The organism is Mycobacterium sp. 1245111.1 (genome assembly GCF_001673405.1).
In the GTDB taxonomy this organism is placed as follows: Bacteria; Actinomycetota; Actinomycetes; order Mycobacteriales; family Mycobacteriaceae; genus Mycobacterium.
The window spans coordinates 205,413-217,978 of record NZ_LZLV01000136.1; the positions used below are offsets into that span (position 1 = coordinate 205,413).

A 12,566-nucleotide genomic window follows, 5' to 3' on the forward strand; every position below is an offset into this window, starting at 1 on the left:
GTCAAGCGATCGGCAGCCGTCGAAGCGCCATTGCCAGCGCCACTGCGCGTTGCCGCGCCATCGATCCCAGCTACCCGGCAGCACCGGATGCGAAACCCGACGCTGGTCAAGCGCCGGTCAGAGAGAGCCGATTCGGCTAGACCTCGATCACGACGGCACCGCCCTGGCCGCCGCCCGCGCACATCGCCGCGACGCCGATTCCGCCTCCGCGACGGCCCAATTCATGCACCAGCGTGGTCAGCATCCGCGCGCCGCTGGCGGCAATCGGGTGACCCAGGCTGCAGCCGCTGCCGTAGAAATTGACCAGCTCTTCGTCGAGGCCGTACTCACGGCATGCGGCGATCGGCACCGACGCGAACGCCTCGTTGATCTCCCACAGCGTGACGTCACCCGGCGCCAGGCCTGCCCGGTCGAGCACCTTGCCGATCACCTTCACCGCGCCCAGCCCGGTGTCCCGCGGCTCGACGGCGGCCGAGGCCCAAGCCTTGACCGAGCCCAGCACCTTCAGTCCATGAGACGTGGCGAAGTCCTCGTCGGCCAGGGTCAGCGCGGCGGCTGCGTCGTTGGTGCCGCTGCTGTTGCCCGCGGTGATCGAGAATCCCTCGATCTCCGGGTGCAGCACCTTCAGCGACGCGAGCTTGTCCAGGCTGGTCTCGCGACGAGGGTGCTCGTCGACGCTGAACTCGATCAACGCGTCGTCGAGGCCCTTGATTTTCAGCGGCACGATCTCGTCGACGAAGGCGCCGCTGTCGATCGCTCCAATCGCCCGCTGGTGCGAACGGAATGCCCAGGCGTCCATCTCTTCGCGGGTGATCCCGACGGCTTGCGCGGTGTTCCAGCCGACGGTGATCGACATGTCGCGGCCGGGAGCGTCGGGCGTCTCGACGTGGGTCGGCGGAATCCACCGCTCCTCGAATTCCAGGGTCGGACCGGGGATGCGCCAGTTCATCATCGGGGTCATCGACAGTGACTGGACGCCACCACCGACGACGACTTTCTCGGCACCTGAGCCGATCTGCGCGGCCGCGTTGGCAACCGCGGTGAGGCTGCCCGCACAGTGCCGGTTGACGGCCTGCCCTGGCACCGCGGTCATCCCCGAGGCAGCCGCGGCATAGCGGGCCATATCACCTCCGCCGTAGTGAGATTCGGCGAAGATCACGTCGTCGATGTCGGACACCTCGACGCCGGACCGGCGGACCGCCTCCTGAAGGATCGTGGTCGCGAGGAACTCGGGCGTGGTGTTGACCAGCGAACCCTTGAACGACGTCCCGATGGCGGTCCGGACTGCGCTGACGATGACGGGCTTGGGCATGTGATCGACCTTCGGTTCGGCTGAGTGCAGGGTTACAAATCAGGCTTAAAGCGTAAATCGTATCAGCTACCGTTGCACCGACGATATCGGCCGTCGAACTGCAGGTCCGTAGGCTGGCGGCGTGCTGCCGTTTGGATGGGAACTCCCTTACGCCTGGCCACGAAAGCCCGTGCTGGCCACCAACGTGGTGTGTACCTCGCAACCGCTCGCTGCGCAGGCCGGTCTTCGGATGCTCGCCGACGGCGGCAGCGCGGTCGACGCGGCCATCGCCACCGCGATCACGCTGACGGTGGTGGAACCGGTGTCCAACGGGATCGGGTCGGACGCCTTCGCGATCGTGTGGGACGGACGTGAGCTGCACGGGCTCAACGCGTCGGGACGGTCCCCCGCGGCGTGGACGCCGGAGTACTTCGGCAGCGGCGGCGTTCCAATGCTCGGGTGGAATGCGGTGACCGTGCCGGGCGCGGTGTCGGCCTGGGCCGAGCTACACGCCAAGTTCGGCAAGCTGCCCTTCGATCGGCTTTTCGAACCGGCAATCTCCTACGCCTGCAACGGCTTTCCGCTCTCGCCGACGATCGCCGACCAGTGGGCGGCGCAGGTGCCGCTGTTCGAGGCACAGCCCGGCTTTGCCGAGGCGTTCATGCCGAATGGCCGGGCACCGCATGCCGGCGAACTGGTCAGGCTGCCCGACCACGCCGGCACGCTCGAGACGATCGCCGCCACCAACGGCGAGGCGTTCTACCGCGGCGAACTCGCGGCCAAACTTGAAGCCCACTCGACCGCGAACGGCGGCGCGATGCGAGCGAGCGACCTGGCCGAGCATCGGGCCGACTGGGTCGGCACGATCTCGCTCGACTATCGCGGTTACACCGTGCACGAGATACCACCCAACGGCCAGGGCATCGTCGCGTTGATCGCCCTCGGGATCCTCGCGAACTTCGATATGGCGTCGCTGCCAGTCGATTCCGCCGAGAGTGTGCACCTGCAGATCGAGGCCGTGAAACTCGCGTTCGCCGACGCACAGGCCTTCGTCTCCGACGTCGACCACATGGCGGTGAGTCCGCACAGCCTGCTGGACGAGGACTACCTGCGTCGGCGCGCCGCGCTGATCAACATGGAACATGCCAAGCCGGCGTCGGCCGGTACGCCCCGCGGGGGGACGGTGTATCTCACCGCCGCGGACTCCTCGGGTGTCATGGTGTCGATGATCCAGTCGAACTACCTGGGTTTCGGCTCCGGCGTCGTGGTGCCCGGCACTGGAATCGCACTGCAAAACCGCGGATCGGATTTTGTTGTGCAACAAGGACATCCGAATCAAATCGGGCCACGCAAGCGGCCGTATCACACGATCATCCCGGGTTTCCTGACCAAAGACGGCGCCCCGGTGATGAGCTTCGGGGTGATGGGCGGTCCGATGCAGCCACAAGGTCATGTGCAGGTGGTGACGCGCATCGTCGACTACGCCCAGAATCCGCAGGCTGCCTGCGACGGCCCGCGGTTCCGCTGGGCGCACGGCCTGCAGGTCTACTGCGAGCCAGGCTTCCCGACGTCCACCCTGGACGGGCTGCAACGACTCGGCCACGAATTGGCGACCACCAACGACTACAACCAGTTCGGTAGTTGCCAGGCGATCTGGCGGATCGACGACGGATACCTCGCGGTCAGCGACCCACGCCGGGACGGCCAGGCGGCCGGCATCTAAATCCTTCCCTCAGACCCTTTCATGGGTGTGTGACGAGATAGGTGTCATTCTTCAAGCCGGCGTCCAATTCGCGGACGTCGAACGGCCGGCCGAGGCGGGCGTTCAGCTTTTCCCAGCCGACGAGCAGGCCGATCTCCGCGGTCTGACGCGCGAAAAGCTTTGCAATAAAGGGGTACACGCGCCGCATCACGGCCCGCTCCGCGGAGGTGCACTGCGATGCGCAATAGCCCACGTGTCCGATCTCGTCCGTCAAGATTTCGCTGTACAGTGACTCGATTCGCTCCGCGACTTCGGGCTCGTCGGCAAACAGTTCGACCCCGACCCGGCGCAATTCATCGAACATCACACAACCAGCCATCTCCGAGGCTCCCACAAAAGCGAATCCGAGCCTTTTCGGAATGAACACCGCGAGTTTGACGAATTGGCGCATGACGAGCGGCGGTGGCACAACCTGAAATGTCAGATCGAACATGTCCAAAACGTATGCGAGCAAACGGGTGTGGTAATGCTCCTCAAGCTCGAGATAGACGCGTTCCGGCGGCACAGTGTCATCGCTGTTCTGCCCGTATGTCTCTCCAAGCCCCACACCGAAACGCTCCGCTTGGTTCAGCTTGGCGGTGGCCAAGAGGAACAGCATCTTGCCGTCCAGCCCCCGCTCCGGTTTGCGGCGATGAAGATTACGCGTGAACGTCGCCCGGTCGGCGGGGGTGTGCGACCGGACGGGATCGGTTACCAGCCCCTCGAAGTATTGTTCGCGGTTCGCCAATCGCCGGTTGAGCAGGTCCGCTTCGCCGTCGCGCTCGCGCAGAAAGTCCCGATAGCCTTCGATCGTGTTGACGCTCATCGTGTCTCCATTCCATGGACAATCGTTGTGATGTAGCGGCTCAAAACTGCGTCAGAAGTTTCGGAATCGTGCACCCCGGTCGCAAGGAGCGCGAACAGGCCGGTCAGGACGAAGGTCGCGAGTTCGGCGGCGTGCGTGTCCTCGACCACCCGCCCGACGGCTTGGGCATTGGCAAGAACTTCAATCAAAAACTCCGCAAGGGGGTGCTGGGTCAGTTCGTCTTCGATCGGTCGGGTCGACGAGAAGTGCAATGCCAACATTTCGCGAAATAAGACAGGTCCCAGCCGTCGCTCTGCGGCAAGTACGCCGCGCACGAGCGCCGAGAGCACTGACTCCATATCGTTGTTCTCGACATCGACACCGTCGAGGTCCGCCACAATCTTGATTTCTTCGTTCCGCTCGAGCTCGACCAGCACGTGTTCCTTTGTCGGGAAGTGAAAGTAGAAGGTCCCCCGCACTACACCCGCCGCGTTGGCAATCGCGGTCACGTCCGCGTCAGCCAATCCTGATCGCGCAATCTCGGCCAGGGCGGCGTCGAACACTCGCGCCCTAGTTCGGAGGCGTTGAGCCTCGCGGGTGTTGCCGTGATTCGCGCCCCGCTTGCGAACGGCAGAAGGACTCACATCTGTGACAGTACGACATTCACTGACGACCGTCAATGAGTTGTCACGGCCGACGTATCGCAACGACAGCCAGGCCGCCGGGGTCTAGACGCGGATCTTGCCTTCGGCGGCGGCGAGGCCGATATCGGTGCGAAAGTGGCTACCGGGCAATCGAATTGACCCGATGATGTCATAGGCGGCCGAGCGGGCAGCAGCCAGATCGGGGCCCGTGCCGACGACCGACAGCACGCGCCCGCCCGACGACACGATCGCACCGTCGTCGCGGCGAGCGGTGCCGGCATGCAGCACACCGGCGACCTCCGAGCCGACGATCGTGTCGCCCGTGCGCGGCGGGCCCGGGTAGTTCTCTGCGGCCAGCACGACGGTCACTGCCGCGCCCTCGCGCCATCGCAGTGCGCCGAAGTCCGCCAGCGTCCCGGTTGCCGCGGCGTTGAGCAGCTGACCGAGCGGCGACTCGAGCAGCGCCAGCACCGCCTGCGTCTCCGGATCGCCGAAGCGGCAGTTGAATTCGATGACGGCAGGCCCGTTAGACGTGATCGCCAGCCCGGCGTACAGCAGCCCGGAGAACGGAACGCCGCGTCGAACAAGCTCGCCGGCAACGGGTTTCACGACATCGTCGACGATCGACTGGTAGACCTCGGCCGGCAGCCACGGCAGCGGCGCGTAGGCACCCATACCACCCGTGTTGGGGCCGGCATCGCCGTCGCCGACACGCTTGAAGTCTTGAGCGGCCAGCAAGGGCACCACGGTTTCCCGGTCGACAACGCAGAACAGCGATACCTCGGGCCCGTCGAGGAACGACTCCAACAGCACCGGGTGCCCGGACTCGAGCAGGCTCGCGGCGTGAGCACGTGCGACGTCGCGGTCCGGGGTGACTACCACTCCCTTGCCGGCGGCGAGGCGATCGTCCTTCACCACCCACGCCGGGTCGCCGCCGCCGGGCCCAAAGCGGTCCAGCGCGGCGTCCAAACCCGCTGGGCTGTCGACAATCTCACTGGACGCGGTGCGCACTCCGGCGGCAGCCATCACGTCCTTGGCGAAGGCTTTCGAACCCTCGATCTGCGCGGCGTCCTTGCTGGGCCCGAAGCAGGCAATCCCCGCAGCGCGCAGTGCGTCGGCCACGCCAAGCACGAGCGGGACCTCGGGGCCGACCACCACCAGGTCGGCGTGGATCTGACGAGCCAGTGCCACCACGGCATCGGAAGACGAAATGTCGACCTGATGCTGGTCGGCTAACGATGCGGTGCCGGCGTTACCCGGTGCAATGGCCACCGCCTCGACCTGCGGATCGGCCCGCAGCGCCAGCAACAAGGCGTGCTCGCGGGCACCGGAGCCGATCACCAGAACGCGCATGAGACGTCACCCTATCGGTCCGGACGTCATGGCGGCCGGGCATCCGGCCATACACTTGACAGCAAGGTGTATGGTCGGGAGAAATGTGCATCAGATCACCTGGGAGGTGACGCGTGTGACGGCAGCATCGAACGTCTGCCCGTTCGGATCCGGTTTCGACTTCACCGATCCGGACATGCTGCAACGCGGCGTGCCGGCCGCCGAGTTCGCCGAGCTCCGCAAGACCGCGCCGGTCTGGTGGAACGAGCAGCCCGGCACCAATGTCTTTGATGACAAAGGGTATTGGGTCATCAGCCGACACCGGGACGTCAAGGAGATCTCCCGGGACAACGAGCTGTGGTCGACCAACGACCGCGGCGTCGTGATGCGGTTCCCCGACGAGATGACGGCCGACCAGCTAGAACTCACCAAGGCGTTGTTGATCAATCACGATCCGCCCGAGCACACCCGGCTGCGCAAGCTGGTCTCCCGGCTCTTCACGCCACGATCGGTCGCATCGCTGGAGGACAAGCTCGCGTCGGCCGCGCATGACATTGTGCGGGCCGCAGCCGAAAAGGAGAGCGGCAACTTTGTCGATGACATCGCGATGAAGTTGCCGCTGCTGGCGATCGCCGACCTCCTCGGGGTCCCCGAAGCCGACCGCGAGCGGCTGTTCGCCTGGACCAATGCCGTGATGAACAACGACGATCCGGAATTCGACACCGATCCCATCGTCGCCAACGCCGAGTTGATGGGCTACGCGTACAACATGGCCGACGAGCGACGCCGTTGTCCGGCCGACGACATCGTCACCAGGCTGGTCCAGGCCGACGTCGACGGTGAAGTGCTGGGTGACACCGAGTTCGCGTTTTTCGTCATCCTGCTCGCCGTCGCCGGCAACGAGACCACCCGCAACGCCATGACGCATGGGGTCAACGCGTTTTCCGAGTTTCCCGACCAGTGGGAGCTTTACAAGCGCGATCGGCCGGAGACCGCGGTTGACGAGATCGTCCGCTGGGCTACACCGGTGCATTGTTTCCAGCGGACCGCTCGCAAGGACGTCGAGGTTGGCGGTGTGACGATACGGAAAGGCCAGCGGGCCGGCCTGTTCTACAGCTCGGCCAACTTCGACGAAGATGCCTTCGACCGACCTTTCGAATTCAACGTTTTGCGCAATCCCAACCCGCACCTGGCATTCGGCGGAAACGGTGCGCACTACTGCATTGGTGCCAACCTTGCGCGAATGGAGATCAAGCTGATCTTCAACGAGATTGCCGAGCAGCTCCCGAATATCTCGACCGTCGCGAAGCCCCGTCGGCTGCGGTCGGGCTGGCTCAACGGCATCAAAGACCTGCAAGTCGCTTACCACGGGTAGCCGCATAGGATTTCGGTGTGCGCACCCACGGGTGGGCGGGTGCAGCCCCGGCTACCGACCAGGAGGCCGTCGCCCGTATCTTGGCGGCGGCCAGCGAGGCGATCGATAATCGCGGCGCCGATTTCAGCATCGCCGACGTCGCACGCACGCTGGGTGTCACACGTCAGACCGTCTATCGGTATTTCCCCAGCACCGACGCCCTGCTGGTCGCGGCGGCCACGCGAGCGGCAACGGGCTTCCTCGATCGGATGGCGGAGCACCTGTCCGGGATCACCGACCCGGTCGCAGCGGTCACCGAAGGAATCGCCACCGCACTCGAATGGCTACCTCATGACAAACACATCGGCCTGCTGCTTGCCCGCGACCACGACAACAGTTTCACCGCGGGGGTGACCTCAGATGTGGCCCTGCGCTTCGGCGAGGCGATGTTGCGACGGTTCGACGTCGATTGGGCGGCAGCGGGTTTGACCGACGACGAGGTGGCCGAGCTGGGTGAGCACTTGCTGCGCATCATCCAGTCGTTCGTCATCGATCCCGGACGGCCACCGCGGCGCGGTAAAGCCCTCCGCGATTACTTGCGTCGCTGGGTCGGTGCGGCGGTGTATCCCGTCGTGCGCAGCTGAGCTACCGAAAGCCCTCGCCCAGCGGCCGTGTCAGGGCCGTCAGATGATTTTTTCCAGCAGGTTCTTGAGCTCTTTCTGCTGCGAGGCGGTGAGTCGCTCGAGGCGCTTGTCAAACTCCCCGGACACTGCCGACATACCGCCGGTGGCGGCTCTGCGCCCGCTCGCGGTGAGCAATAGGCGGTGACGCCGAAGATCAGCGGGATCGATCTCGCGGCGCACGAAGCCCGCCGCCTCCAGTCGTTTGAGGTAGGCGGTGACCGTCGCCTTGGGCATGTTCAACGTCGTCGCCAATTCGGCCGGGTAGGGATGCTCGTCGATCTCGGCCAGCAGGAAAAGTTCCTTCGATTCCAAGCCCAACGAGCAGATTTCGTCCTCGGCGCAGGAGATGACCGACAACAAGACCCGGTAATTCAGGGACCAGATTTTGGCGGCGTCAGACATCGGGTTGCCAGATCGTTCAGTTATGAACTAGTTTAGTTTGGAACAAACGCATAGCTGAACAATTTACCAGAAAGACGTCATCATGCCTCTGGATCAATATGTGACACTCGGACGATCCGGCCTGCGCGTCAGCCCGCTGTGCCTGGGCGCCATGACTTTCGGTGAAGACCTGGGCTGGGGCACCAGCGTCGAGGAGTCGCAACAGATCATCGATCGGTACACCGAACTCGGCGGCAACTTCATCGACACCGCGAACTTCTACACCCGCAGCCATTCCGAGAAAATCATCGGGGACCATATCGGCCGTCACGCGGCTCGTCGCGATCGTCTGGTGATGGCCACGAAATTCAGCGGCAACCTGTATCCGGGTGACCCCAACGGGGGCGGCTCCGGACGCAAATCGGTGATCAACGCTTGCGAGAATTCCCTGCGGCGATTGCAGACCGACTACATCGACCTGTACTGGCTGCATATCTGGGATGCCAACACCCCCATCGAAGAGACGATGGCGGCGCTCGACGACCTCGTGGCCGCCGGCAAGGTTCGCTACATCGGCGTCTCGGACACCCCGGCGTGGAAGATTGCGCAGGCCAACCTGATTGCGAATTTTCACGGTTGGTCGCGCTTCATCGGCCTGCAGGTCGAATACTCGCTCCTCGAGCGCGCGATCGAGCAGGAGCTGGTCCCGATGGCCGACGAATTCGGCCTCGGTATCACGCCATGGTCGCCACTGAAGGGCGGGGTGCTGAGTGGTAAGTACACCCGGGCCAACAGCGGCGCGAGCAAAGCCGACCGCGGAGCGATGGTCGACTCGTTCCTCGACGACAAGGCCTACGCCGTGATTGACGAATTAGAGGTCATCGCCCAAGCACACGAGACGAACGTCGCGAGTGTGGCGCTGGCCTGGGTGCACGCGCAGGCCGGAGTCTCGTCGGTCATCATCGGCGCGCGCAGGCTGTCGCAACTCGACGACAACATCCGGGCTGTCGACGTGGAGCTCACCACTGACGAGCTGGCCCGGCTCAGTGCGCTCACCAAACCGAAGTTCGGTTTCCCGAACAACATGCTGGAGATGGCACCGGGCATTCTCAACGGCGGGACCAGTGTGAACGGCGCATCGGCGCCCATCTCGGAGTACGTGATGCCGAAAGGCGTTGAACCGTACTGAGATTGGCGGGCTATTCGCCCGAGTGCATCTTCAGTGCGCCCTCGACGTTGGCCTTCTTGTCTTCGCCGGCGCCCTTGGCCGCGGCCTTCTTCCGCTTCGCCACGACGCTGTCGACAGCGCCGTTGAGCGCCGAACCCAGCGGGAAGCCGAGATAGTGGGTGAGGAACACCGCCATCTCCTTGAGCTCGCTCGCGGTGAGTTCTTCGTTGAGGAGTGCGGCGTTGATCTGAATCTCGGCCAAGTCGCGGTTGCCGATCGCGGTCACCGCGGTCAGCGTCATGATGCGCTTGTCGCGCATCGACAGGCCCGGCCGGTTCCAGATGGTGCCGAACAGGTGGTCGACCGTCAGGTCGAAGTACGGGTCGCCCTCGACGTTGGGCATCTCCCAGCCGTAGACCTCGTTCATCTTGGCGAGGCCCTTGCTGCGCAGCTCGTCCATCACGCCTCCTTATCTGTATGCGGCACTCCGAGTCCGGCTGCCAACCCGCGGTAGGCCAGTTGCGCCAGAGGCAGATCGACCGACATCGATTCGCCCAGCGCCAGAGCCAGGCTCAGGTCCTTCTCCCCCAGCCCGCGGGCGTGCACGAAGGATTGATACAGAAAGCTATCCGGCTCAATGTCTTTCATGTCGTCTCGCACCATGATCGCGCCCGGTCCGCTGGTGAGAGCGTCGGTGTGGCGAACGACCCGGCCCAGTGCCTGTAGGTCCAACCCGGCCGCCTCGGCGAGCTTCATCGCCTCACACGCAGCCACGTAGGACGTGAACGTCAACATGTTGCGGACCAACTTCATTCGGGTGCCCGCGCCCGGCTCACCGGCGTGCACGACCATCGCCGCCCAGTGTTTGAAGGCCGGTTTGATCCGTTCGTACACCTCGCGGTCGGCACCCACCATGGTGGCCAGCTTGCCTTCGGCCGCCGCGGCCGCGCCACCACTGACCGGGGCGTCGACGATGTGGATGCCTTGAGGCTTGAGCTCGGCGGCCAGTTCCGCGGCCGTTGCGTCCTTGATGGTCGAGTGGATCGCGATGACCGTGCCGGGCTTGGCGTGGGCCGCCAACTCACCGACCACCTCGCGCACCTGCGCGTCGTCGAGCACCGTGATGTGGATGATGTCGGCGTCAGCGACGTCGGCGACGGTGTCGGCCAGGCTCGCGCCCTTCTCGGCCAGCGGCGTCATCGCTTCGGTCCTGATATCGTAAACCGTTACGCCGCCAGGCCATTCGGTCATCCTGGTGGCCATCGGCGCACCCATGTTGCCCAGACCGATGTAGCCGAGCTTCGGGTCGTCACTCATGACCGGATCACCTGCCCTCCGTCGACGTTGAAGATCTGGCCGGTGATCCACGAAGCCTCGTCGGACAGCAGGAACAGGCACATCCCGACCAAGTCCTCCGGTGTCCCCATCCGGGACAGCGGCAAACCCTTGACGATGTCGGCGACGATTTCCTGCGGGGTGGTGGTCCGGTTGGCCTCGGTGTCGATGGGACCCGGAGCGATCGCGTTGATCCGGATGTTCTGCCCGCCCAGCTCGCGGGACAGCTGCTGGGTCAACCCGTTGACGCCGACCTTGGCCAGCCCATAGAAGTTCGAGTACAGCCATGCGGCAGTGGATGATTGGTTGACGATCGCACCGCCGCCGCGCTTGGCCATCTTCTTGTAGACCGCGCGCGTACACCACAGCGCGCCATCGAGGTTCACGCTCATGAACTTCCGGTAGTACTCGGGGTCGACGGTGAGCAGGAAGTCGAGCTTCATGCCACCGAAGATCGCGGCGTTGTTGACCAGGTAGTCGATGCCGCCGAATTCGGCGAGCGTTTGGTCGGCCATCGCCTTGGCCGACGCGGGATCGGACACGTCGACCGGAACGCTGAGCGCGGTGCCGCCGTCGGCGGCGATCTGCTTGGCAACCCCTTGCGCCGCTTCGGCGTTGATGTCGGCCACCACGACCGCCGCCCCTTCGCGGGCCAGCGCCTCGGCGTAGGCCTGGCCGATGCCGCCGCCGGATCCGGTGACGATGGCGACCTTGTTCTCAAAGCGCCCCATGTTGCTTCCTTCCTCTGGCCGAGTGGCCACTTATTGCGCGAGAACTACGAAAGTAGGTGTCACAACTGGTTACTCGACTACTAGACCGCTGTCGCAATGGTTTTGATTTCCAGATACTCCTCGAAGCCGGCCAGACCCATCTCGCGTCCGTTACCGGATTGCTTGTAGCCCCCGAACGGCGCATCCGCGGAGTACCAGACGCCGCCGTTGACGTTGACCGTGCCCACCCGCAGCCGGGACGCGAAGCCGGCGGCACGCTCAGGGTCGGCGCTGAACACGGTGCCCGACAACCCATATGGCGAATCGTTGGCGATGCGCAACGCGTCCTCGTCGCCGTCATGCGCGATCACGGTGAGGACCGGTCCGAAGATCTCTTCACGGGCGGGCCGGGCGTCGTTGGTCAGACCGGCGATCACGGTCGGCTCGATGAAGAACCCGGTGTCACGGTCGGCGGGGCGCCCGCCCCCGCACGCGAACGTTCCGCCCTCGGCGATCGCCAGGTCGAGGTAGCCCTGCACACGATCCCGTTGCCGCGCCGAAATGACTGGCCCGCATACGGTTCCGGCATCGTTCGGGTCGCCCGGCTTGATCGAGCCCATGGTGCCCGCCGCAATGGCGACCGCCTCGTCGTACTTGGCCCGGGGTACGACGAGCCGGGTCGTGATCGCGCAGCCCTGCCCGGCGTGCATGGACGCGGTGAACGCCGAGACCGAGCAGGCGCCGTTCAGGTCCGCGTCGTCGAGCACGACGAACGCCGACTTGCCACCCAGTTCCAGGAAGACCTTTTTCAGCGTCGCCGCGGCGTCGCCCATCACGGTGCGGCCGGTGGCGGTGGAGCCGGTGAACGAGACCATGTCGACGCGTGGATCGGTGGCGAGTAGCGCACCCACACTGTGGTCGCTGGAAGTGATGATGTTGACGACGCCGGGCGGGAAATCGGTGTGCTCGGTGATGATTTCGCCGAGCACCGCCGCGCACCACGGCGTGTCCGGGGCGGGCTTCAGCACGATGGTGTTGCCCGCCGCCAGCGCGGGGCCGAGCTTGGCGAGGTTGATCTGGTGCGGGAAGTTCCACGGGGTGATCGCGCCGACGACGCCGACG

General features: G+C 64.9%; 13 protein-coding genes. 4 read left to right on the forward strand and 9 right to left on the reverse strand.

Annotated elements, in window-relative coordinates; genetic code table 11:
• Nucleotides 1-136: 136 nt before the first annotated feature.
• Nucleotides 137-1,312, reverse strand: coding sequence for a thiolase family protein (locus A5658_RS22095; RefSeq protein ID WP_067340094.1), 1,176 nt, complete (start codon nt 1,310-1,312; stop codon nt 137-139).
• 121 nt (nt 1,313-1,433) lie between these two features.
• Here A5658_RS22095 and A5658_RS22100 point away from each other — a divergent pair, with 121 nt between their 5' ends.
• Entirely contained in the window at nt 1,434-3,014 is a 1,581-nt protein-coding gene (locus tag A5658_RS22100) for a gamma-glutamyltransferase family protein (RefSeq protein ID WP_067340097.1), read from the forward strand.
• Nucleotides 3,015-3,033: 19 nt separating this feature from the next.
• On the opposite strand, the gene A5658_RS22105 is transcribed toward A5658_RS22100, so the two are convergent.
• From A5658_RS22105 to purD, 3 genes are all read right to left on the reverse strand, one after another.
• Nucleotides 3,034-3,858, reverse strand: coding sequence for a hypothetical protein (locus tag A5658_RS22105; protein ID WP_067340099.1), 825 nt, complete (start codon nt 3,856-3,858; stop codon nt 3,034-3,036).
• On the reverse strand, nt 3,855-4,481 hold the full coding sequence (locus A5658_RS22110; protein ID WP_067340102.1) for a TetR/AcrR family transcriptional regulator: 627 nt from the start codon (nt 4,479-4,481) through the stop codon (nt 3,855-3,857). Before A5658_RS22110 ends, A5658_RS22105 begins: the two co-directional genes overlap by 4 nt.
• A gap of 84 nt (nt 4,482-4,565) precedes the next feature.
• Nucleotides 4,566-5,834: a phosphoribosylamine--glycine ligase gene (gene purD / locus A5658_RS22115; RefSeq protein WP_067340104.1), complete on the reverse strand. Its 1,269-nt coding sequence runs from the start codon at nt 5,832-5,834 to the stop codon at nt 4,566-4,568.
• Nucleotides 5,835-6,009: 175 nt separating this feature from the next.
• On the opposite strand from purD, the gene A5658_RS22120 reads away from it, so the two are divergent.
• Both A5658_RS22120 and A5658_RS22125 read left to right on the forward strand, forming a co-directional pair.
• The gene (locus A5658_RS22120) at nt 6,010-7,188 is read left to right on the forward strand and encodes a cytochrome P450 (protein WP_231997412.1); all 1,179 of its coding nucleotides are present in this window, start codon (nt 6,010-6,012) and stop codon (nt 7,186-7,188) included.
• Between the two features lie 17 nt (nt 7,189-7,205).
• On the forward strand, nt 7,206-7,811 hold the full coding sequence (locus A5658_RS22125; RefSeq protein WP_067340107.1) for a TetR/AcrR family transcriptional regulator: 606 nt from the start codon (nt 7,206-7,208) through the stop codon (nt 7,809-7,811).
• 39 nt (nt 7,812-7,850) lie between these two features.
• Here the strand turns inward: A5658_RS22125 and A5658_RS22130 are convergent, their stop codons facing one another.
• A complete protein-coding gene (locus A5658_RS22130) occupies nt 7,851-8,252 on the reverse strand; it encodes a MarR family winged helix-turn-helix transcriptional regulator (RefSeq protein WP_067340109.1) in 402 nt (133 codons plus the stop codon).
• A gap of 82 nt (nt 8,253-8,334) precedes the next feature.
• Between A5658_RS22130 and A5658_RS22135 the strand changes: the two genes are divergently transcribed.
• Nucleotides 8,335-9,420 (forward strand): aldo/keto reductase, encoded by a 1,086-nt coding sequence (locus A5658_RS22135; RefSeq protein ID WP_067340111.1) that lies wholly within the window; start codon nt 8,335-8,337, stop codon nt 9,418-9,420.
• 10 nt (nt 9,421-9,430) lie between these two features.
• On the opposite strand, the gene A5658_RS22140 is transcribed toward A5658_RS22135, so the two are convergent.
• From A5658_RS22140 to A5658_RS22155, 4 genes are all read right to left on the reverse strand, one after another.
• A complete protein-coding gene (locus tag A5658_RS22140; RefSeq protein ID WP_067340113.1) occupies nt 9,431-9,859 on the reverse strand; it encodes a carboxymuconolactone decarboxylase family protein in 429 nt (142 codons plus the stop codon).
• On the reverse strand, nt 9,859-10,716 hold the full coding sequence (locus A5658_RS22145) for an NAD(P)-dependent oxidoreductase (protein ID WP_067340115.1): 858 nt from the start codon (nt 10,714-10,716) through the stop codon (nt 9,859-9,861). The genes A5658_RS22140 and A5658_RS22145 overlap by 1 nt, the downstream gene beginning before the upstream one ends.
• Nucleotides 10,713-11,465 carry an SDR family oxidoreductase gene (locus A5658_RS22150; RefSeq protein WP_067340118.1) on the reverse strand — a complete coding sequence of 251 codons (753 nt, stop codon included), beginning with the start codon at nt 11,463-11,465 and terminating at the stop codon, nt 10,713-10,715. Before A5658_RS22150 ends, A5658_RS22145 begins: the two co-directional genes overlap by 4 nt.
• 80 nt (nt 11,466-11,545) lie before the next feature.
• The coding region (locus A5658_RS22155; RefSeq protein WP_067340120.1) for an aldehyde dehydrogenase family protein at nt 11,546-12,566 on the reverse strand (1,021 nt) is incomplete at its 5' end.

Excerpts from the sequence above, each read along its gene's own strand:
- A5658_RS22095 (WP_067340094.1), bottom strand. The coding sequence starts at position 1,312 with ATGCCCAAGCCCGTCATCGTCAGCGCAGTCCGGACCGCCATCGGGACG.
- A5658_RS22105 (WP_067340099.1), bottom strand. The coding sequence starts at position 3,858 with ATGAGCGTCAACACGATCGAAGGCTATCGGGACTTTCTGCGCGAGCGC.
- purD (WP_067340104.1), bottom strand. The coding sequence starts at position 5,834 with ATGCGCGTTCTGGTGATCGGCTCCGGTGCCCGCGAGCACGCCTTGTTG.
- A5658_RS22120 (WP_231997412.1), top strand. The coding sequence starts at position 6,010 with ATGCTGCAACGCGGCGTGCCGGCCGCCGAGTTCGCCGAGCTCCGCAAG.
- A5658_RS22130 (WP_067340109.1), bottom strand. The coding sequence starts at position 8,252 with ATGTCTGACGCCGCCAAAATCTGGTCCCTGAATTACCGGGTCTTGTTG.
- A5658_RS22135 (WP_067340111.1), top strand. The coding sequence starts at position 8,335 with ATGCCTCTGGATCAATATGTGACACTCGGACGATCCGGCCTGCGCGTC.
- A5658_RS22140 (WP_067340113.1), bottom strand. The coding sequence starts at position 9,859 with ATGGACGAGCTGCGCAGCAAGGGCCTCGCCAAGATGAACGAGGTCTAC.
- A5658_RS22145 (WP_067340115.1), bottom strand. The coding sequence starts at position 10,716 with ATGAGTGACGACCCGAAGCTCGGCTACATCGGTCTGGGCAACATGGGT.
- A5658_RS22150 (WP_067340118.1), bottom strand. The coding sequence starts at position 11,465 with ATGGGGCGCTTTGAGAACAAGGTCGCCATCGTCACCGGATCCGGCGGC.